Source organism: Peribacillus sp. P4_B1, assembly GCF_056402395.1.
Genome location: NZ_JBFUHM010000035.1, coordinates 35,338 through 54,827 on the forward strand (window position 1 = coordinate 35,338; position 19,490 = coordinate 54,827).

The window sequence follows — 19,490 nt, forward strand, 5'->3', positions numbered from 1 at the left end:
AGCGATAATACATGAGTAGCCTTGGTAAAAGGAAAGTGGCAAAAATAGAAAATCCCTACGTCGCTCAACAAGAGAAAAAAGTACAAACAGTAGAAAAAAAGAAGCGTGGTCTAATGCGTAGATTGACACTTTACTCAGTTTTCGCCGCTGTCTTTTTGATTTTGGCTGTTCCCACCCTTCTAACGCAAAATGTTGCACTTGATGAGAAAATTCAACAGAAGAAAGAATTGAAGGGTAAGTTAGCTAAATTAGAAAAGGACGAGACCCTTCTTAAAGAAGAAATCGTAAAGCTTAATGACGATGACTATATAGCGAAAATAGCCAGACGGGATTATTTCTTATCTGAAAAAGGTGAAATCATTTTTACCCTTCCAAAAGGGAAGGAAGATAGTGACTAATATTGACACTGTTTTTTTACTTTCGTTATAATATAGAGTGAAGAGATTTTTTAACATTTCTAAGGAGGAACATTTTTTTTATGTCAATCGAAGTAGGCAGCAAGTTACAAGGTAAAGTAACAGGCATAACTAATTTTGGTGCATTTGTAGAGCTCCCTCAAGGTTCAACCGGTCTTGTCCATATCAGTGAAGTGGCTGATAACTATGTCAAAGATATTAATGATCATTTAAAAGTGGGCGATACAGTCGAGGTGAAAGTCATCAATGTGAAAGATGGCAAGATTGGCTTGTCCATAAAAAAAGCGATAGACCGTCCTGAAGCTGAGCAAAAACCTGCATACACACCACGTCCGCGCCAAGGAAGAGGGAATGACAGCCGTTCCAAAGACTTCCGCTCGAAAGGTAACAGTTTCCAACCCAAGGAAAACTTTGAGCAAAAAATGGCTAAATTCTTAAAAGATAGTGAAGACCGCTTAACGACCCTTAAACGTAGCACCGAAACGAAACGGGGAGGTCGAGGAGGAAGACGCGGATAAAAACTGCTGCTGAAAGTAATAGTTTAGCTAATTTTCCTGTGAAATTATTCATAGTGTAGATAAAGGCAAGCTTGCTGGCTTGTCTTCTTTTAATTATATAAGGCTTTACTTATGGTAATAAAACCTTCAAACGACAATAAAAAGCGCCTCTGTACACTTATTCGGATAAGTGTACAAGGCGCTTTCGGTGTATATGATGACCCGTACGGGATTCGAACCCGTGTTACCGCCGTGAAAGGGCGGTGTCTTAACCGCTTGACCAACGGGCCGTGATTTTAATAGAAAAAGATAGCGGCAGAGGGGATCGAACCCCCGACCTCACGGGTATGAACCGTACGCTCTAGCCAGCTGAGCTACGCCGCCATAATGGTAAGTGCTACTGAAGCACAAGTTATATCTTACATTCGTGAAGGAAAAATGTCAACAAAAAAAATAAAGTTTGTCGGTTTCCATTTCCTTATTATTTATTCGTGTTATTTTCCGCAAAAATAACCTAAAAACTTTGCTTTTCTTCAAAAAAAAAAGAACGCCTGTTTCTGTATTGAAAAAAAAGGTACAAAAACCTGTATACAAATGATTGTTCAAGAAGAATTTCGTCGAACGTTTTTCTTATCCTCTTATAAAATTCTGACAAAAAAATAAACAAGCCCTCTTTATAATTAAAATCACTAATATGAATGGGGTGTTGAAATGGAAAAAGTGGAAAGACCTATGATGGAACCTCTTGGAGATGTTCAGTTAAAAGAAGCGAAGGCAGGGGCCATCAACTGGATCCAACAACTGCAAACGAAGACGGAAGATATATTCATAAAGAAAGGTATCTCTTTAGCCATTATCGGTTTTTTATTAGGACGGGCATTAATTCTTTCTCAGTTGGCACCATTTGGACTTCCGTTTTTTGCAGCAGTTTTTCTCATGAGGCGTGACAGGGCTCCACTAGCTTTATTCGGATTGATTGCAGGCGGGCTCACCGTTCATTATTCCAATAGTTTGGTCATCTTTGCATCGGCGTTCCTGCTTCTGTTATTTCATAAGATCAAGAAGCCCGCCGTTGAAGGGCAATTCAAAACGATGTCGATGTACGTCTTTGCTTCACTATTCCTGGTCAACCTGGCCGAACAATATCTGGTATTTCGAACGATTCAGCTGTACGACTTAATGATGATAGGAGTGGAAGCGGGACTCGCCATGATTTTAACCTTAATCTTCATACAGTCCATCCCGCTGCTAACCATACGGACAAAGTCCCAATCATTAAAGACGGAGGAAATCGTAAGCCTCATCATCTTACTGGCTTCGGTAATGACTGGAACCATAGGCTGGATGATATACGATTTATCACTCGACCATATATTCTCACGATACCTGGTCCTCCTCTTTGGGCTGGCGGGAGGGGCCGCCATAGGCTCCACTGTAGGTGTAGTTACTGGATTGATATTCAGCTTGGCAAGCATTGCCAGTCTTTATCAAATGAGCCTTCTCGCTTTTTCCGGACTTCTGGGCGGGTTGTTGAAGGAGGGAAGGAAGATAGGGGTCGCCGTAGGCCTCTTAATTGCTACGTTACTGATAGGTTTATATGGTGAGGGCACCAATAATATTATGGTGACCCTTTATGAATCACTTGTAGCTGTGGCTTTATTTATATTAACACCGTCATCCATAATCAACAAAATAGCGAAACACATACCGGGAACAGTCGAGAATTCTGATGAACAGCAGCAGTATGCCCGGAAAGTGAGGGATGTTACGGCTCAAAGGGTGGAGCAATTCTCACATGTATTTGAGGCGCTTTCAAATAGCTTTTCCCAAGTGGATGAAAGGGGGAGATTGGAGGAAGATGAGAAAGAATTCGATTACTTCTTGAGTAATGTAACGGAAAAGACGTGCCAGCTCTGTTTTAAAAAGGAACAATGCTGGTCCAAGAACTTCAATACAACCTATGACGGTATGCAGGAAATTATGATTCAATTAAGTGAAAATGATGGACAGCTCCCTCAAAAGACTTCGAAAGAATGGGGGAAATATTGCAGCCGCGGACCACAGGTCATTGGGGCGATATCACAGGAGCTTACTTATTTTGAAGCAAACCAAAAGTTAAAAAGGCAGGTGAAAGAAAGCCGGAAACTAGTTGCGGATCAGCTGAGGGGCGTTTCTGCAGTAATGGATGATTTTGCGAAAGAAATTCAAAGGGAAAGGAAAAATCATCATGTACATGAAGAATCCATCATGGAGGCCATCCAGGATTTTGGCCTCCATATAGGCCATGTTGAAATATACAGTCTAGAACAAGGAAATGTTGATATAGAAATGAGTGTCCCATACTGCCAGGGCAGAGGGGAATGTGAAAAGTTGATAGCCCCTATGCTTTCGGACATTCTAGGGGAAACGATAGTCGTTCATTCAGAAGAGTGTGCAACATATCCAAACGGGCAATGTGAGGTGATATTTAGGTCAGCAAAAAAATTCACGGTCGAAACGGGTGTAGCTCATGCTGCCAAGGGGGGAGGGCTTGTTTCAGGAGATAGTTATACGACCATGGAAATTGGTTGCGGTAAATTCGCAATAGCCATTAGTGATGGTATGGGAAATGGGGAAAGGGCCCATTTTGAAAGTACAGAGACATTAAAGCTGCTTCAAAAATTTTTACAATCGGGAATAGAAGAAAAAATAGCCATTAAATCCGTAAACTCCGTATTATCTCTACGCACTACCGATGAAATATTTTCAACTCTTGATTTGGCAATGATAGATCTTCAGGACGCAAAGGCTAAGTTTCTAAAAATCTGTTCGATACCGAGTTTCATTAAAAGGGGTGATAGGATAATAAAAATTGAGTCGAGTAACCTGCCTATGGGAATCATCCAGGATTTCGATGTTGATGTTGTATCAGAAGAGCTGAAGGCAGGGGATATATTAATCATGATGAGCGATGGAGTGTTCGATGGTCCCTCCCATGTCGAAAATATCGAGTTCTGGCTTAAACGAAAGATCAAGGAAATGGAGACAGAAGATCCGCAGGAAATTTCGGATTTAATATTGGAAGAGGTCATCCGAACAAAAGGGATAATAGATGATGATATGACAGTGGTAACGTCCAAAATTAAACATAATACACCGAAATGGGCATCCATTCCCGTTTCTCCAAAACGTAAAAAGGCCCAGTAGGGGCCGTTCATATATATATATAATAAATAAAACTAAAAACGAGGTGGTGTGTTGGTAGACGGGTAAAAGGTAAAAAGATGGACTTTAGAAAAATTTAATGAATCCACTCCATGAATGTGAATTGATTGCGTAAGCCTTTGGCGTATAATTTCCCCCTTTTTAGTCAATTATGGTAACAGATTGAAAGGAAGGGAGAGCAAAACATGAAAGCAGGAACATTAAGGCAGATTTTGCTTATAACCGACGGATGTTCAAATCATGGTGAGGAGCCCTCTGCCATGGCTGAATTAGCAAGGGAGCAAGGCATAACCATCAATGTAATAGGTGTAATGGAGAATGATGTGATAGATGAAAAGGGACTTAAGGAAATCGAGAAAATTGCTGGTTCAGGAGGTGGCGTAAGTCAAATAGTCTATGCCCAGCAGTTGTCCCAAACCGTCCAAATGGTGACCCAAAAGGCGATGACCCAAACTATACAGGGAGTTATCAATCGTGAACTTCAACAAATACTGGGAGATTCAAGAACGATGGAGGATCTTCCGCCGGAAAAACGTGGAGAGGTAATGGAGGTGGTCGATGAGCTTGGGGAAACAAGCAAGCTCGAAGTACTGATACTTGTTGATACCAGTGCAAGCATGAAACATAAATTGCCTACTGTAAAAGATTCCTTATTAGATCTTTCCCTTAGTATGAATGCAAGAATGGGTGACAGCCGTTTTTCAGTATTCGTATTTCCTGGGAAAAGAAATGATGTGGAAAAGTTGCTGGATTGGACGCCGAACCTTGAAGCCTTGACGGCAACTTTTCCTAAGCTTAGTACAGGGGGACTTACTCCGACAGGTCCAGCCATTCGTGAAGCTCTAACATATTTCAATAAAAAACGTTCATTGAGGGGATTGTTATCACATGATGATGAACAATACTTTGAGGAATCAATGTAACCTCCTCCCTGGCGGTTTGGTCACTGGAAAATGGAATAAAAACGAGTACAAAATAATTAAGGAATTGGGGTGTGGAGCGAACGGGATCGTCTACTTGGTTGAAAGTGAAAATCGTCATTATGCTTTAAAGCTCAGTGATAATGGGACGTCCATTATTTCGGAGATGAATATCCTAAAATCCTTTTCAAAGGTCCAGGGGTCTACCCTTGGACCTTCCTTTTTGGAAGCGGACGATTTCATCAAAGCAGGAAAGCAGCTCCCGTTTTATGTCATGGAATATATCCATGGACACGATTTTTTGCGTTTCATTGAAAAGAAAGGGCCATCGTGGATCGGGGTCTTAATGCTTCAGCTTTTAACCAGTTTATCTGCCCTGCATACAAATGGCTGGGTGTTTGGGGATTTAAAACCTGAGAATTTGATAGTGACTTCACCAGCCTACAAAGTGCGGTGCGTCGATGTAGGCGGAACCACCTTAATTGGCCGATCTGTTAAAGAATTCACCGAGTTCTTCGACAGAGGTTACTGGGGACTTGGATCAAGAAAGGCTGATCCGCAATATGACTTGTTCGCAGTGGCGATGATTATCATCAATTCTTCCTACCCTAAACGTTTCCACAAGAACGGGGAGGGGTATAAACAGCTTAACGACTTGATTAAACAGAAAAAGGAATTGCACCCATATAGAAAGATGCTGGATAAAGCACTCCGTGGGCAGTATGATTCAGCCCTTCAAATGCGAGAGGATTTAGTCACTGTGTTAAGTAAGCAAAATCATTTGAACAAAAAGGGACCGGGCCAGGCAGCGACGAGGCAGCCTTCAACAAAGCAACCTGCAACAAGGCAAGCCAGAAGGTCCCAAAACCATTCCAACAATAAGAGGGGAGGCTTTTTTGAAACCTTTTTACTGGTAGCCATAATATCGATGCTCTATGTTCTTTACATATATGAACAGTTGTTATGATATAGTTAATGGATGAATGCATGGAATAATTGAAACCATTTCATGTTTGAATCGTATAAACTAATACCTGTCCATAAAGAAGGAAGATTGTATGTTAAAGGAAAAAGTTCTGAATACCATTTATAGAAACGAATTGATTCAGGAAAACTCGAAGTTGCTCATAGGGGTTTCAGGGGGACCGGACTCGTTGGTGCTTCTCCATATCCTTAAGGAAATTCAATCACTTTTTCATTACGAGATGATTGTTGCAAGTGTTGACCATATGTTTCGTGGTGAGGAATCATATGAAGATTATAAATATGTCGAGCATATATGTGAACAGTGGGGCATCGCATTTGAAGGAAGAAGGATTGATGTTCCTGCCCGGATGGAACAGACGGGGGAAAGCTCACAAATAACGTCAAGAAAGGCACGCTTTGCTTTCTATGAAGAAATGATGGATAAGCATCAAGCCTCCACTCTTGTCCTGGGACATCATGGAGATGATCAAATCGAAACGATGCTCATGCGTTTAACAAGAGGGGCGACAGGTAAAGCAAGAGCAGGCATTCCTATAAAAAGACGTTTTCACACGGGTCATTTGATCAGGCCATTTCTTGAAATCACGAAAGGCCAAATTATTGAATATGCGGGCCATCATAATATTGAACCAAGGTTTGATCCGAGCAATGAAAAAGATGACTATGTAAGAAATCGCTTTAGACATGAAGTTCTTCCATTTTTAAAGAAAGAAAATAGAAAGGTTCATGAGCATTTTCAACGATTCAGTGAAGAACTTTATGAAGATGAAGAGTTTTTTCAGAACCTTGTTTCAAGCAAAATGACCGAGGTTTGGATCCATCAGGATAAGGATCAAGCGGTTATTCAGATTGATAAGGTTCTCGCGATGCCTAAACCTTTACAAAGAAGAGCGATTCAACTAATATTAAACTATCTTTATTTGGAGAGACCTTCATCGCTTTCGGCATTACATATTGATCAACTTTTAGTTTTGTTTTTAAATCCTCAACCATCTGCAGAATTGCATCTTCCGGAGGGCCTTATTGCTGAAAAATCATATCAAACTTGCACTTTTAGATTTTTTCGGCAAAAAAGCCATAAATATTCCCTTAAATTACAAATTCCCGGTGAGACTATTCTTCCGAATGGATACAAGATTAAAGCGCACTATATAAAAGAAGAAATTCCAGTCCTTAAAGGAAATCATTCTTTTATACTTCCCGAATCAGCTGTGAAGTTTCCGCTTACAGTCCGAACCAGGAATGAAGGCGAACGGATGGCAGTCAAGGGATTAGGTGGAACTAAAAAGTTGAAGGATATTTTTATTAATGAGAAGATCCCGATGCTAGAAAGAAATGTGTGGCCGGTCATCATCGATCAAGCTGGAACGGCCATTTGGCTTCCTGGTTTAAAGAAATCGAATGTTGAGCCGGATATAATTTCTGATGAAAAATCTTTAATCTACTTAGAATATAAAAAAGCTTAATTCTTCATGGGGGGCAATTAATTACTATGACCATGCAAAACGACATTGAAAAAGTGTTAATAACTGAGGAAGAACTACAAAAAAAAATCAGGGAATTGGGTGCGCAGCTTGAAGCTGATTACCAAGGTAAGTTCCCGCTGGCTATCGGAGTGCTGAAAGGCGCCATGCCATTTATGTCAGATTTACTGAAACGCGTGGATACACATCTTGAAATGGACTTTATGGATGTTTCAAGCTATGGTAGCTCTACTGTATCTTCCGGTGAAGTGAAAATCATCAAAGATCTTGATACATCCGTTGAAGGCCGGGATATTTTAATCATCGAAGATATTATCGATAGCGGCTTAACCCTTAGCTATCTTGCGGAACTTTTCCGTTATAGAAAAGCAAAATCAATTAAAATCGTTACCCTATTGGATAAACCAACAGGCAGGAAAGCCGATATCACTCCTGACTATGCTGGATTTATCGTTCCTGATGCATTTGTTGTCGGATATGGTCTTGATTTTGCAGAAAAGTATCGTAATCTCCCGTATATTGGCATATTGAAGCCTGAAATTTACTCGAATTAATCGTTCCTGTTCGAAAGAGAAGACCAGATAAAAACAGCGGTGTTAAATTATTGTAATTCATTAATTTTGTATGATAGTATTTACTATAGTTTGTTTACCCGTGGGAGGAGGTAAGGGATGAATCGGATCTTCCGTAATACCATATTTTATTTACTGATCTTTTTGGTCATCATTGGGATTGTAAGCATCTTTAATAATAACAATGAACCAACAGAGAAAATGACCCAAGATGAATTCTATAAACATTTGGAGAGTGGGGACGTTACAGCACTAACGATGCAGCCCGAAAGCAGTGTGTTTGAAATCACAGGGAAGCTCAAAGGTTATGAGGAAAACAAATACTTTGTGACGTACGTACCTTTCAGTGAATATTCGCAGAGTCGAATTAATGATGCCGTAACTAAGTTGGGTAAAGACATCATCACTGTTGAACCTCCAGAAAAGACAAGTGGCTGGGTGACATTTTTCACTTCAATCATTCCATTTGTAATCATTTTTATCCTCTTCTTCTTTTTACTTAACCAAGCTCAAGGTGGCGGTGGTGGCCGTGTCATGAACTTCGGGAAAAGTAAGGCGAAATTGTATAATGATGATAAGAAAAAAGTACGCTTCAATGATGTTGCCGGAGCGGACGAAGAAAAGCAGGAACTTGTCGAGGTCGTTGAATTCTTAAAAGATCCTCGCAAATATGCCGAGCTTGGAGCCCGTATTCCTAAAGGGGTACTTTTAGTCGGGCCTCCTGGTACAGGTAAAACTTTACTTGCACGGGCAGTAGCTGGTGAAGCCGGTACTCCTTTCTTCTCGATCAGTGGTTCTGATTTTGTTGAAATGTTTGTAGGTGTCGGTGCATCCCGTGTTCGTGATTTGTTTGAAAATGCTAAGAAGAATGCACCATGTATCATCTTTATCGATGAAATTGATGCAGTCGGTCGTCAACGTGGCGCAGGTCTAGGTGGCGGTCACGATGAACGTGAACAAACACTGAACCAACTACTTGTAGAAATGGATGGTTTCGGTGGGAATGAAGGAATCATTATCATCGCTGCGACTAACCGTGCTGATGTATTGGATCCGGCATTATTGCGTCCAGGACGTTTTGACCGTCAAATTACGGTTGGCCGCCCAGATGTTAAAGGCCGTGAAGAAGTATTGAAAGTGCATGCACGTAATAAACCTTTAGCTGAAACGGTTGATTTGAAAGCGATCGCTCAGCGTACACCAGGATTTTCTGGTGCAGATCTTGAAAACTTACTGAATGAAGCGGCGCTTGTCGCTGCCCGTCAAGATAAGAAGAAGATCGACATGTCCGATTTGGATGAAGCTTCGGATCGCGTTATTGCGGGACCTGCTAAGAAAAATCGTGTCATTTCCAAAAAGGAACGGAATATTGTAGCATGGCATGAAGCTGGCCATACCATTATTGGATTGGTTCTCGATGATGCCGAAGTCGTTCATAAAGTTACGATTGTCCCTCGTGGTCAAGCTGGCGGATATGCAGTTATGCTGCCGAAAGAAGATCGTTTCTTCATGACGGAGCCTGAACTGAAAGATAAAATCGTAGGACTTTTGGGTGGCCGAGTATCCGAAGAAGTTACATTCGGAGAAGTGAGTACCGGAGCGCATAATGACTTCCAGCGTGCAACTGGCATAGCTCGAAGCATGGTTATGGAGTATGGTATGAGTAAGCTCGGACCTCTTCAATTCGGTAATTCTCAAGGTCAGGTCTTCCTAGGCCGCGATTTTAACAATGATCAAAATTACTCAGATGCAATAGCATATGAAATTGATCTTGAAATTCAACGCATCATCAGGGAAGCTTACGAAAGATGTAAGACGATTCTTACTGAAAATCGTGAAAAACTTGATTTGGTTGCAAAAACCTTGCTTGAAGTGGAAACACTTGATGCTGAACAAATCAAAAGTTTATTCCATAACGGTAAGTTGCCAGAACGGGATTATACCGCTTTGAATGGGAATTTAACTACTGATGAGAATGTCAAGGTGAACATCAATACGAAGAAGGAAGAAAAAGAGGCCCTATTAGATCCATTGGATAAGAGAGGACCTGAGGACCTTGAAATAACGGAGGAAGGATTGAATACTCCTCCAATCAAAGAAGGCACACCTCAAGATCAGCCGCTTTCCTTCCCGAACGAAGATGACAATAAAAAGTCTTAAGTTGACTATAAGAAAAGGGTATTTCCGCCTCGGAAATACCCTTTTCTAACTCTTAAAATGACTTTGGACGTAAGAAAAAGATGCTGGGATTTTTTTACCTTACGAAAAGCGCGACTAATAGCGTGGGAAATAACAGTGTGGTATGATGTTGGAGAATAATTTACCGGAGTGATGAAACGATGATTTTTGTATTGGATGTTGGGAATACGAATACTGTATTAGGCGTATACGATGAAGATATTTTAAAATATCATTGGCGAATTGAGACTAGCCGTCATAAAACAGAAGATGAGTATGGAATGGTCATAAAGTCTTTACTGCAACATGAGGGTCTTTCGTTTGATCAGTTTGATGGAATCATTATTTCTTCGGTAGTTCCGCCGATTATGTTTGCGCTTGAACGTATGTGTAAAAAATACTTTGGCATTAAGCCGCTTATAGTGGGGCCTGGAATAAAAACTGGATTGAATATTAAATACGAAAATCCCCGTGAGGTGGGAGCGGACCGGATCGTTAATGCTGTTGCAGGCATTCAGGAATATGGAAGCCCTCTCATTATCGTGGATTTTGGCACGGCAACGACATATTGCTACATAAATGAGGATAAACAATACATGGGCGGAGCCATTGCTCCGGGCATAAATATTTCTACAGAAGCACTTTATTCAAAAGCGGCCAAACTTCCAAGGATAGAAATCAGCCGACCTGAAGGAATCATTGGCAAAAATACGGTATCCGCCATGCAGGCTGGTATTTTGTTTGGGTATGTTGGACAGGTTGAAGGAATCGTTAATCGAATAAAGGCGCAAAGTAATCTAGAGCCAACGGTAATAGCGACAGGCGGACTGGCTACCTTAATTGCTAATGAGTCTACTGTGATTGACGTTGTTGAGCCATTTTTAACTTTAAAGGGATTGCAGCTGATTTATAAACGAAATCGTGAACAAGTGAAGAAGTAATTATACAGCATGGAAGGAGCATAACAAATGAAGGATTATCTAATAAAGGCGTTAGGCTATGAAGGACAGGTACGGGCATATGCTGTTTCAACAACTGATACCGTAGGAGAAGCTCAACGACGTCATTATACATGGCCTACTGCTTCCGCTGCCCTTGGGCGTGCAATGACGGCAGGTGTGATGATGGGCGGAATGTTAAAAGGTGAAGAAAAACTGACGATTAAAATCGAGGGTGGTGGCCCGATTGGATCCATCCTGGTCGACAGCAATGCGAAGGGAGAAGTCCGCGGATATGTGACCCACCCGCAAACCCATTTTGATTTGAATGAACAAGGAAAGCTGGATGTCAGGAAAGCGGTGGGGACAGACGGAGTGTTGACTGTAGTGAAAGATATTGGTCTCCGTGATCATTTTTCAGGTCAAGTACCGCTTGTATCGGGGGAATTAGGTGAAGATTTCACCTATTACTTCGCTACTTCCGAACAGGTGCCTTCTTCTGTAGGAGTGGGGGTCCTGGTGAATCCGGATAATTCGATACTTGCAGCAGGTGGATTTATCATTCAATTGATGCCAGGCACATCCGATGATACGATTTCCAAAATCGAGAGTCGTCTAAGCACAATAGCTCCTGTTTCTAAGATGATCCAGAAAGGTCTGACTCCTGAAGAAATCCTAACCGAGATTTTGGGTGAGGGCAATGTGAATATTTTAGAGAAAATGGATGTTGCATTTTCCTGTCAATGTTCAAGGGAAAGAATTGCCAATGCATTGATTAGCCTTGGACAAGATGAGATCCGGGATATTATTGAGACAGAGGGACAAGCGGAGGCACAATGCCATTTTTGTAATCAGACCTACCAATTCTCGAAGGAAGATCTCGAGGAACTAGAAGCAGAAACCAAAAAATAATTTACGGGGGATAAGGGTTTTGCCTAAACAAAAGCTTCGGGCGATTATTGCCGGCCTTGCATTGTTGAACCTGTTGACCATCATAATCTTTGTCATAAAACCGTTGATCATTTCAAAATCCGTCATTGGGCAGGAAACAGTCGCAAAGGTTGGTTCCAAGGATATTTCCCGGGAAGCATGGATTAATGAACTCGAAAAAAGGTATGGGGAAGATGTACTTGAGGAAATGGTCGATAAAGAGGTAGTGAAACAGGCAGCGGAAAAATACAAAGTGAAAACTTCGGATGAAGAGATCGATCGGGAACTTAAAATGATGAAAACAATGTATGGAACTGCCGGTCAGACTCTTAATAAAAGTACGGATCAATTGAGGCAGGAAATTCAGTCTAGTCTACTCCTTGAAAAGCTCCTCACAAAGGATGTTTCGGTTTCCGAAACGGCAATGCAGAATTACTATGATAATAATAAGGATATTTACCGAATCCCTACTACTTTCCATATTTCCCATATTACCTTGTCTACAAAAAAGCAGGCGGACCAAATCATACGTGAACTGGAGAAAGGTGTCTCCTTTAATGTCTTAGCGATGGAAAAATCCCTTGATGAATTCACTGCCAATCAGGGAGGCGACATGGGTTATATATCGCAGGATAATGAGCAAGTCTCCAAGGAATACATTACCGCTGCCGAGAAATTGAAGGCTAAAAAGTGGAGTGATCCAATACAAACGGAAGATGGTTGGGCCATTATCTATCTGCATGAAAAAATAGAGGGCAAGCAGTATAAATATGAAGAAGTTAAAGATAAGATTCACCGCCAAATAGCTCTTGAACAGATTCAGGCACCGGTCTCCGGGAAGATTTTCTGGGATGAATTTAATGTAGAATGGTTTTATGGATTGAAAGAACAAAAGTAGGTCAATGGATTGTGTGAAAATTTAGAATATAGTATATAATCATTGACAATGAACTATTAAAACTGGTAACTTTAATTAATAAAACCAATAAACATACTCGGTATTGAAATGATAAGGAGTGGAGAAAATGGCACGTATAGCTAATTCTGTAATCGATTTAATTGGACAAACACCTATTGTGAAGTTAAACAAGCTTCAAAATGAAAACAGTGCAGATATTTATTTGAAACTTGAGTATTTTAACCCAGGCAGTAGTGTAAAAGACCGTATCGCCCTTGCGATGATCGAAGCAGCAGAAAAAAACGGTAACCTTAAGCCAGGTGATACGATCATTGAACCTACAAGCGGAAATACCGGAATAGGACTAGCGATGGTAGCGGCAGCCAAAGGCTATAAATCAATCCTGGTCATGCCGGAGACAATGAGCCTGGAACGCCGTAACTTGCTTCGCGCTTATGGGGCAGAGTTAGTTCTTACACCTGGTCCAGAAGGAATGAAGGGAGCAATCGCTAAGGCAACTGAGCTGTCTAAAGAAAAAGGTTACTTTATTCCGCAGCAATTCGAGAATGAAGCCAACCCTGAAGTTCATCGTAACACTACTGGCCCTGAAATCGTTGAAGCCTTTGGTGATGAAGGTCTGGATGCATTCGTTGCCGGAATCGGTACTGGCGGAACCATTACTGGTGCTGGTGAAGTCCTGCGTGAAAAGTATCCTGACATTAAAATTTACGCTGTTGAGCCTGCGGATTCTCCTGTATTATCCGGTGGGACCCCGGGGCCCCATAAAATCCAAGGAATCGGTGCAGGCTTCGTTCCAAGTATTTTAAATACAGATCTCTATGACGAAATCATTCAAGTCAATACAGAAGAATCGTTCGATTACGCCCGTAGAGCAGCGAAAGAGGAAGGGATTCTTGGCGGAATTTCTTCTGGAGGCGCAATTGCTGCGGCTATTAAAGTGGCTGAAAAACTGGGAAAAGGCAAAAAAGTCCTTGCTATCATACCAAGTAATGGTGAACGTTACTTGAGTACACCATTATATAACTTTGAGTGAGACCAGATACTAAATGAGAAGCAAAGTTCCTTATGGGCTTTGCTTTTCTTTTTGTAGAAAAGTCTGCGAAGTATTTCTAATCTTCACGGAGGGTTGCACTATACCTATGTAAATGGGTAAACTCGTATATATAGATTTTTTTAGGCGAAGGAGAACGTTGGATGTCATTAGCTGAGGTATCAAAAATAACATGCGGTTCATTTGATTTGGATTATAGCAAGAAAACCTTAATTATGGGGATTTTGAATGTTACGCCGGACTCCTTTTCGGATGGCGGGAAATATAATCGGGTAGATGCTGCTTTGAAGCATGCCGAACAGATGGTCAACGACGGAGCGGATATTTTGGACGTAGGCGGAGAGTCCACCCGTCCTAACTATGAGAGGATATCGGATGAGGAGGAGATTGAGAGAGTAGCCCCGATTATTGAGGCCATTTCCCGTAATATTGAGATACCAATATCGGTCGATACGTATAAATCAAGAGTTGCGGAAGAGGCAGTAAAAGCAGGAGCCCATATATTAAATGATATTTGGGGAGGAAAAGCCGATTCCTTGATGGCGAAGGTTGCGGCGGAATATAAGGTGCCGATTATCTTGATGCATAACAGGGATAATATGGGTTATGGACATTTTGTTCGGGATGTACTTCAAGATTTATTCGAAAGCATCATGTTGGTAAAGGATGCGGGAGTCAAGGACGAAAACATCATTCTCGATCCAGGCATTGGATTTGCGAAAGATTTAAAGTTAAATTTGGAAATGATGAGGAATCTTGATAAGCTGGTATCATTAGGTTATCCTGTGCTGCTTGCGACATCAAGAAAGTCCATGATTGGACATGTTCTGGACCTGCCGCCTAGTGAGCGGATGGAAGGCACCGCCGCTACAATCTGCCACGGCATTCAGCAAGGCTGTCAAATGGTTCGCGTACATGATGTGAAGGAAATGGCACGGACTGCAAAGATGATGGATGTTCTTTTAGGAAAAGGTGAATGAAATGGATAAGATATATGTGAATAAAATGGAGTTTTACGGTTATCATGGAGTTTTTCCGGAAGAAACGAAGCTTGGTCAGCGGTTTAAAGTGGATTTAATCGTCCAGACTGATTTAGCCAATGCTGGGAAGAGTGACAACCTTGAAGACTCAATCAACTATGGCGAGTTATATGAAGTGTGTAAAAGTGTTGTTGAAGGAGAACCTTTTAAGTTAGTGGAAGCTGTTGCTGAAAAAATTGCTTCTGAACTACTTACTAAATATTCTTCCATCGAGACATGCACCGTGAAGGTATATAAACCAGATCCCCCTATAGCGGGGCACTATGACTCGGTAGCTATAGAAATTGTAAGGGGACGCTGATTGTGGTAAATATTGCTTACCTTTCTATAGGATCGAACTTAGGGGATCGCCTTGATACTTTCCGAACGGCTTTCCAATTATTGTCTGAGGACCCGCATATCCAGTTGGCGGCCTGCTCTTCTTTATATGAAACAGACCCGATAGGATATGCCGACCAGGACTGTTTTTTAAATGCTGTCCTTAAAGTGAAAACTGATTTAGAACCAGAGGAATTACTTCGCGCCTGTATGAAAATCGAAACCGATTTAGGGAGAAAAAGGGAAATCAGGTGGGGTCCCCGTACTTTAGACCTTGACATTTTGTTATATAATCATGAAAATATTGAGACAGAGATTCTTTCAGTCCCGCACCCTCGTATGCACGAGAGGGCTTTTGTTATCGTGCCTTTAATGGAAGTGGACCCTGATATTAGGCTTCCGCACATGCATGCACCTTTGAGCGACTTGCTTGAACAGATTCCGGATAAAGAAGGAGTTCGATTATGGAAGGTGAAAAATGGGGAAGGCGTATTCGCGCTTTTCGAAAGTTAAAGGGTTATACCCAGGAAGGGTTTGCGAGGGAAATAGGTGTTTCCGTTTCCTTGCTGGGAGAAATAGAACGAGGGAACCGCAACCCTTCAGAGGCATTTTTACTGGAAGTGGCGGAAATTCTTCATGTTTCCATTGAGGAGCTTCAGCCACCTGACGATAAATGAAAGCATGTTATAGGAGGTCAACGTGTTAAAAATTGGCGATATAGAAATGAAGAATCCGGTAGTTCTGGCACCGATGGCGGGAGTCTGTAACTCGGCGTTCCGCTTGACCGTCAAGGAATTTGGTGCTGGTCTTGTTTGTGCGGAGATGGTCAGTGATAAGGGAATCGTTTTACAAAATGCTAGAACGATGAATATGCTTTATATAGATGAAAGAGAAAAGCCGTTAAGCTTGCAAATCTTTGGCGGTGAAAAGAAATCCTTGGTCAAAGCTGCTCAATTCGTAGATAAAAATACAAATGCTGATATCATTGATATCAACATGGGGTGCCCTGTTCCGAAAATCACGAAGTGTGATGCTGGTGCGAAGTGGCTTCTCGATCCAAACAAAATTTATGAGATGGTTTCAGCGGTGGTTGATGCAGTTGAAAAGCCGGTAACGGTTAAAATGCGCATTGGCTGGGATGAAGAGCATGTGTTTGCGATTGAAAATGCTCAGGCTGTTGAACGCGCAGGCGGTAAAGCTGTTTCCATGCATGGGAGAACCCGGGTTCAAATGTATGAAGGAAAAGCTAACTGGGATATCATTCGTGAAGTGAAGAAATCGATTAATATCCCTCTTATAGGTAACGGTGATGTGGAAACTCCGCAGGATGCGGAAAGAATGCTTAAAGAAACGGGTGTTGACGGGGTCATGATTGGCCGTGCAGCTCTAGGTAACCCGTGGATGATTTACCGGACTGTAAAATATTTAGAAACGGGTCAACTGATGGATGAACCTACAGTTCGTGAAAAGATGGATGTTTGTGTACTTCATATGGATCGTCTGATTGCACTGAAAAACGAAAACGTCGCTGTCCGTGAAATGCGTAAGCATGCTTCTTGGTACCTAAAAGGTGTTAAAGGGAATGCCAAGGCACGTAAAGGGATTAACGATTGTGAAACAAGGGAAGATGTCGTGAGCCTTCTTTATGGAATGGTCGATGAGATTGAAGCGAAGGAAATGAACATTCAAATGGTCTGATGTTGACTTCGCCTTCCTGTTTTCCTATAATACGCATATCTTAAACTGCCATTAAACCTGGCAGTTTTTATATATACATAAAGAAGTTTTTAAGATAAAAAGCTGTTGAATTCTCGTACTTTATGTAAGAATAAATACGTATGCAAAAGAATTTCTGATAAATTATATAAAGCTTTTATTAATAAAGATGGAGATGATTTTCGTGAGTCATGAAGAATTGAATGACCAACTGCAAGTGAGACGCGATAAAATGCAGGCCATGATTGATAATGGACAAGACCCATTCGGGAGCAGATTCGAGCGCACACATAACACTCAAGAGATAGTTAGTGCTTATGGGGAATTAGAAAAAGAAGATCTTGAAGAAAAAGAAATTGAAGTTACGATCGCTGGCCGGGTAATGACTAAGCGTGGAAAAGGGAAAGCGGGATTTGCCCATATTCAGGATATTAGCGGCCAAATCCAAATCTACGTCCGTTTAGATAATATAGGTGAAGATGCTTACCAAATTTTCAACCAAACGGATCTGGGCGATATCGTAGGGGTCACTGGTGTAATTTTCAAAACGAAAGTCGGGGAACTTTCCATTAAAGCTAAAGAATATGTGTTCCTTGCTAAAGCGCTTCGCCCATTACCTGATAAATTTCATGGTCTAAAGGATGTTGAAGAGCGTTATCGGAAACGTTATGTTGATTTAATTACAAATGAGGAAAGTAAAAACACGTTGATTATGCGCAGTCGTATTGTACAAGCCATGAGACGATATCTTGATGATCATGGATACCTTGAAGTAGAGACGCCTCTATTGCACTCTGTTGCTGGTGGAGCTGCTGCACGCCCTTTCCTTACTCATCATAATGCATTGGATATGTCTTTGAATTTAAGGATTGCCATCGAGCTTCATCTAAAACGCTTAATCGTTGGCGGATTAGAGAAAGTTTATGAAATAGGACGGGTTTTCAGGAATGAAGGAGTATCTACAAGACACAATCCGGAATTCACATTGATTGAATTATACGAGGCATATGCTGATTACCAAGATATCATGAGTTTAACCGAAAACCTGATTGCCCATATAGCACAAGAAGTTCTGGGGACGACTACCATTCAGTATGGGGAGTATGAAATAGAGTTAAAACCGGAATGGAAAAGACTTCACATGGTTGATGCTGTAAAAGAATATACAGGTGTGGACTTCTGGACTCAAATGAGTAAAGAAGAAGCCCAACAGCTTGCTAAAGATAACGGAATTGAAGTTAAGGAATCCATGGAATTTGGTCATATTGTAAATGAGTTCTTTGAACAGAAGGTTGAAGATAAGTTAATTCAACCTACATTCATTTATGGACATCCAGTGGAAATCTCTCCGTTAGCAAAGAAAAACCCGGAAGATTCCCGTTTTACCGATCGTTTTGAGTTATTCATTGTGGGTAGGGAGCATGCAAATGCCTTCACGGAACTTAATGACCCTATTGATCAACGTCAACGCTTTGAAGCACAATTAAAAGAACGAGAGCAAGGTAATGATGAGGCTCATGAAATGGATGAAGATTTCTTGGAGGCTTTAGAATACGGAATGCCGCCAACTGGCGGATTGGGAATTGGTGTTGACCGTTTGGTTATGCTATTGACCAATTCTCCTTCTATACGTGACGTGCTGTTATTCCCGTTAATGAGACACCGTTAATAATATAAGGTAATTATGATTGCAGGGCCGAATTCGGACGGCTGGGATTCAGGAGTGTAGCTCATGATCCCGGTAAGTTCAATTCGGTTTTTGTTTTTTAATTATAATTTCATGTCATTTAATTGATTGGATTCTAGGGTTGGAAAGAAAAACAACATTATCTCAAAAAAACTTTATAAAAGGTATTGCGCAGTTACCGTAATGGTGTTATATTTATATCTGTCGTTACGAACGAGTTGCAAACGGATTACAAACTTTAAAAAAAGTTTTAAAAAGTTGTTGACTCAGAGTGATGAAAATGTTATTATTAATAAGCTGTTCCGAAAGACATTGCTCTTTGAAAACTGAACAAAACAAAGCGCCAACGTTAAATTTTAAGTGAGCACACACTATCAAAAAAGCAAATGAGCAAGTCAAACATTTCTTCGGAGAGTTTGATCCTGGCTCAGGACGAACGCTGGCGGCGTGCCTAATACATGCAAGTCGAGCGAATCGATGGGAGCTTGCTCCCTGAGATTAGCGGCGGACGGGTGAGTAACACGTGGGCAACCTGCCTATAAGACTGGGATAACTTCGGGAAACCGGAGCTAATACCGGATACGTTCTTTTCTCGCATGAGAGAAGATGGAAAGACGGTTTACGCTGTCACTT

General features: G+C 41.3%; 18 protein-coding genes, 2 tRNA genes and 1 rRNA gene. 19 read left to right on the plus strand and 2 right to left on the minus strand.

The window, feature by feature from the left end; all coding sequences use genetic code 11:
- The first annotated feature begins 11 nt into the window (after positions 1-11).
- Entirely contained in the window at positions 12-398 is a 387-nt protein-coding gene (locus tag AC1DVK_RS18525; protein ID WP_061440340.1) for an FtsB family cell division protein, read from the plus strand.
- Positions 399-478: 80 nt separating this feature from the next.
- Positions 479-934, plus strand: a complete 456-nt coding sequence (locus AC1DVK_RS18530) for a S1 domain-containing RNA-binding protein (RefSeq protein WP_061440341.1) — start codon at positions 479-481, stop codon at positions 932-934.
- Between the two features lie 197 nt (positions 935-1,131).
- On the opposite strand, the gene AC1DVK_RS18535 is transcribed toward AC1DVK_RS18530, so the two are convergent.
- Positions 1,132-1,203, minus strand: a tRNA-Glu gene (locus AC1DVK_RS18535).
- A 20-nt stretch (positions 1,204-1,223) separates the two neighbouring features.
- A tRNA-Met gene (locus AC1DVK_RS18540) sits at positions 1,224-1,297 on the minus strand.
- Between the two features lie 327 nt (positions 1,298-1,624).
- On the opposite strand from AC1DVK_RS18540, the gene spoIIE reads away from it, so the two are divergent.
- The 17 genes from spoIIE to AC1DVK_RS18625 form a co-directional block, all read left to right on the plus strand.
- Complete coding sequence (gene spoIIE, locus AC1DVK_RS18545; protein ID WP_061440342.1) at positions 1,625-4,099, plus strand: stage II sporulation protein E; 2,475 nt, start codon at positions 1,625-1,627, stop codon at positions 4,097-4,099.
- A gap of 203 nt (positions 4,100-4,302) precedes the next feature.
- Entirely contained in the window at positions 4,303-5,040 is a 738-nt protein-coding gene (locus AC1DVK_RS18550) for a VWA domain-containing protein (protein ID WP_089364284.1), read from the plus strand.
- A complete protein-coding gene (locus tag AC1DVK_RS18555; RefSeq protein ID WP_318686137.1) occupies positions 5,006-6,004 on the plus strand; it encodes a protein kinase domain-containing protein in 999 nt (332 codons plus the stop codon). Before AC1DVK_RS18550 ends, AC1DVK_RS18555 begins: the two co-directional genes overlap by 35 nt.
- Positions 6,005-6,095: 91 nt before the next feature.
- Complete coding sequence (gene tilS / locus AC1DVK_RS18560; RefSeq protein WP_410863120.1) at positions 6,096-7,490, plus strand: tRNA lysidine(34) synthetase TilS; 1,395 nt, start codon at positions 6,096-6,098, stop codon at positions 7,488-7,490.
- Positions 7,491-7,522: 32 nt separating this feature from the next.
- Positions 7,523-8,062: a hypoxanthine phosphoribosyltransferase gene (hpt, locus tag AC1DVK_RS18565; RefSeq protein WP_089364294.1), complete on the plus strand. Its 540-nt coding sequence runs from the start codon at positions 7,523-7,525 to the stop codon at positions 8,060-8,062.
- Between the two features lie 117 nt (positions 8,063-8,179).
- The gene (gene ftsH / locus AC1DVK_RS18570; protein ID WP_081108653.1) at positions 8,180-10,240 is read left to right on the plus strand and encodes an ATP-dependent zinc metalloprotease FtsH; all 2,061 of its coding nucleotides are present in this window, start codon (positions 8,180-8,182) and stop codon (positions 10,238-10,240) included.
- 179 nt (positions 10,241-10,419) lie between these two features.
- Entirely contained in the window at positions 10,420-11,199 is a 780-nt protein-coding gene (locus AC1DVK_RS18575; RefSeq protein ID WP_061440345.1) for a type III pantothenate kinase, read from the plus strand.
- A 27-nt stretch (positions 11,200-11,226) separates the two neighbouring features.
- Positions 11,227-12,108 carry an Hsp33 family molecular chaperone HslO gene (hslO, locus tag AC1DVK_RS18580; RefSeq protein ID WP_061440346.1) on the plus strand — a complete coding sequence of 294 codons (882 nt, stop codon included), beginning with the start codon at positions 11,227-11,229 and terminating at the stop codon, positions 12,106-12,108.
- A gap of 19 nt (positions 12,109-12,127) precedes the next feature.
- Positions 12,128-13,024: a peptidyl-prolyl cis-trans isomerase gene (locus AC1DVK_RS18585; RefSeq protein WP_061440347.1), complete on the plus strand. Its 897-nt coding sequence runs from the start codon at positions 12,128-12,130 to the stop codon at positions 13,022-13,024.
- Between the two features lie 127 nt (positions 13,025-13,151).
- Positions 13,152-14,078, plus strand: a complete 927-nt coding sequence (cysK, locus tag AC1DVK_RS18590; protein WP_061440348.1) for a cysteine synthase A — start codon at positions 13,152-13,154, stop codon at positions 14,076-14,078.
- A gap of 161 nt (positions 14,079-14,239) precedes the next feature.
- Entirely contained in the window at positions 14,240-15,076 is an 837-nt protein-coding gene (folP, locus tag AC1DVK_RS18595; protein WP_089364288.1) for a dihydropteroate synthase, read from the plus strand.
- A gap of 1 nt (position 15,077) precedes the next feature.
- Positions 15,078-15,437, plus strand: coding sequence for a dihydroneopterin aldolase (gene folB / locus AC1DVK_RS18600; RefSeq protein WP_410863116.1), 360 nt, complete (start codon positions 15,078-15,080; stop codon positions 15,435-15,437).
- Positions 15,438-15,439: 2 nt separating this feature from the next.
- Complete coding sequence (folK, locus tag AC1DVK_RS18605; protein WP_410863114.1) at positions 15,440-15,967, plus strand: 2-amino-4-hydroxy-6-hydroxymethyldihydropteridine diphosphokinase; 528 nt, start codon at positions 15,440-15,442, stop codon at positions 15,965-15,967.
- Positions 15,919-16,131, plus strand: a complete 213-nt coding sequence (locus tag AC1DVK_RS18610) for a helix-turn-helix domain-containing protein (protein ID WP_410863112.1) — start codon at positions 15,919-15,921, stop codon at positions 16,129-16,131. Before folK ends, AC1DVK_RS18610 begins: the two co-directional genes overlap by 49 nt.
- A gap of 22 nt (positions 16,132-16,153) precedes the next feature.
- Positions 16,154-17,152, plus strand: coding sequence for a tRNA dihydrouridine synthase DusB (gene dusB / locus AC1DVK_RS18615; protein WP_410863111.1), 999 nt, complete (start codon positions 16,154-16,156; stop codon positions 17,150-17,152).
- 187 nt (positions 17,153-17,339) lie between these two features.
- Positions 17,340-18,839 (plus strand): lysine--tRNA ligase, encoded by a 1,500-nt coding sequence (gene lysS / locus AC1DVK_RS18620; protein WP_284469083.1) that lies wholly within the window; start codon positions 17,340-17,342, stop codon positions 18,837-18,839.
- Positions 18,840-19,261: 422 nt separating this feature from the next.
- Positions 19,262-19,490 (plus strand): 16S ribosomal RNA (locus AC1DVK_RS18625); the annotation flags it as partial.